The sequence below is a fragment of the Pseudomonas sp. FME51 genome (assembly GCF_014897305.1).
Genome location: NZ_JABUYN010000034.1, coordinates 1 through 2,804, shown reverse-complemented (window position 1 = coordinate 2,804; position 2,804 = coordinate 1). Strand labels below are relative to the sequence as shown.

At 51.6% G+C, this 2,804-nt stretch carries 1 rRNA gene; it reads left to right on the top strand.

What is annotated here, in order from left to right:
• Positions 1–356: 356 nt before the first annotated feature.
• Positions 357–2,804, top strand: a 23S ribosomal RNA gene (locus tag INT39_RS22210); the annotation flags it as partial.

The following is a 2,804-nucleotide window of genomic DNA, read 5'->3' as shown; positions in this document are numbered from 1 at the left end:
TCAGCTGGGAGAGCGCCTGCCTTGCACGCAGGAGGTCAGCGGTTCGATCCCGCTTGGCTCCACCAGGTCAGCCTTGGCAGCACGACCAGTATCGCCGGTACTCGATAAGAGTTCATACATGAATGATCCTGTTTTCATATGACAGGATGATTGATGTCTGATCTTTGATCAGTCGCTCTTTAACAATGTGGAAAAGTGATAGAAGTAGACAAGACATAACGGGTGTTTCACTGCACACGTTATGGCTAAGGTAACTTGTAATCTCAAGTGCAAGTTCCGGATTGTCGTGAAATCATGTCAAGACGTATGGCGTTGAACAATCAGGGTCGCAAGACACAGATTGTTTGGGGTTATATGGTCAAGTGAATAAGCGCATACGGTGGATGCCTTGGCAGTCAGAGGCGATGAAAGACGTGGTAGCCTGCGAAAAGCTTCGGGGAGGTGGCAAACAACCTTTGATCCGGAGATCTCTGAATGGGGAAACCCACTCAACATAAGTTGGGTATCACACACTGAATACATAGGTGTGTGAGGCGAACCCGGGGAACTGAAACATCTAAGTACCCGGAGGAAAAGAAATCAACCGAGATTCCCCAAGTAGTGGCGAGCGAACGGGGAGCAGCCCTTAAGCGGTATTGAGTCTAGTGGAACGCTGTGGGAAAGGCGGCCATAGTGGGTGATAGCCCCGTACACGAAAGACTCTTTGCCGTGAAATCGAGTAGGTCGGCGCACGTGAAACGTTGACTGAACATGGGGGGACCATCCTCCAAGGCTAAATACTCCTGACTGACCGATAGTGAACCAGTACCGTGAGGGAAAGGCGAAAAGAACCCCTGTGAGGGGAGTGAAATAGATCCTGAAACCGTATGCGTACAAGCAGTGGGAGCCGACTTGTTCGGTGACTGCGTACCTTTTGTATAATGGGTCAGCGACTTATATTCAGTGGCGAGCTTAACCGTCTAGGGGAGGCGTAGGGAAACCGAGTCTTAATAGGGCGTTTAGTCGCTGGGTATAGACCCGAAACCGGGCGATCTATCCATGGGCAGGTTGAAGGTGCCGTAACAGGCACTGGAGGACCGAACCGACTACCGTTGAAAAGTTAGCGGATGACTTGTGGATAGGAGTGAAAGGCTAATCAAGCTCGGAGATAGCTGGTTCTCCTCGAAAGCTATTTAGGTAGCGCCTCGTGTATCACCATTGGGGGTAGAGCACTGTTTGGGCTAGGGGGTCATCCCGACTTACCAACCCCATGCAAACTCCGAATACCAATGAGTGCAGAGCACGGGAGACACACGGCGGGTGCTAACGTCCGTCGTGAAAAGGGAAACAACCCAGACCGTCAGCTAAGGTCCCAAAGTTATGGTTAAGTGGGAAACGATGTGGGAAGGCTTAGACAGCTAGGAGGTTGGCTTAGAAGCAGCCATCCTTTAAAGAAAGCGTAATAGCTCACTAGTCGAGTCGGCCTGCGCGGAAGATGTAACGGGGCTCAAACCATACACCGAAGCTACGGGTGCATCTTAGGATGTGCGGTAGAGGAGCGTTCTGTAAGCCTGTGAAGGTCAATTGAGAAGTTGGCTGGAGGTATCAGAAGTGCGAATGCTGACATGAGTAACGACAATGGGAGTGAAAAACTCCCACGCCGGAAGACCAAGGGTTCCTGCGCAACGTTAATCGACGCAGGGTGAGTCGACCCCTAAGGCGAGACCGAAAGGTGTAGTCGATGGGAAACGGGTTAATATTCCCGTACTTCTGGTTACTGCGATGGGGGGACGGAGAAGGCTAGGCCAGCACGGCGTTGGTTGTCCGTGTTTAAGGTGGTAGGCTGAGATCTTAGGTAAATCCGGGATCTTAAGGCCGAGAACCGATGACGATCTTTCTTTTAGAAAGAGAAGTGGTTGATGCCATGCTTCCAGGAAAAGCCTCTAAGCTTCAGGTAACTAGAAATCGTACCCCAAACCGACACAGGTGGTCAGGTAGAGAATACCAAGGCGCTTGAGAGAACTCGGGTGAAGGAACTAGGCAAAATGGCACCGTAACTTCGGGAGAAGGTGCGCCGGTGAGGGTGAAGGACTTGCTCCGTAAGCTCATGCCGGTCGAAGATACCAGGCCGCTGCAACTGTTTATTAAAAACACAGCACTCTGCAAACACGAAAGTGGACGTATAGGGTGTGACGCCTGCCCGGTGCCGGAAGGTTAATTGATGGGGTTAGCTTCGGCGAAGCTCTTGATCGAAGCCCCGGTAAACGGCGGCCGTAACTATAACGGTCCTAAGGTAGCGAAATTCCTTGTCGGGTAAGTTCCGACCTGCACGAATGGCGTAATGATGGCGGCGCTGTCTCCACCCGAGACTCAGTGAAATTGAAATCGCTGTGAAGATGCAGTGTATCCGCGGCTAGACGGAAAGACCCCGTGAACCTTTACTATAGCTTTGCACTGGACTTTGAATTTGCTTGTGTAGGATAGGTGGGAGGCTGTGAAACGTGGACGCTAGTTCGCGTGGAGCCAACCTTGAAATACCACCCTGGCAACTTTGAGGTTCTAACTCTGGTCCGTTATCCGGATCGAGGACAGTGTATGGTGGGTAGTTTGACTGGGGCGGTCTCCTCCTAAAGAGTAACGGAGGAGTACGAAGGTGCGCTCAGCACGGTCGGAAATCGTGCGTAGAGTATAAAGGCAAAAGCGCGCTTGACTGCGAGACCAACACGTCGAGCAGGTACGAAAGTAGGTCTTAGTGATCCGGTGGTTCTGTATGGAAGGGCCATCGCTCAACGGATAAAAGGTACTCCGGGGATAACAGGCTGATA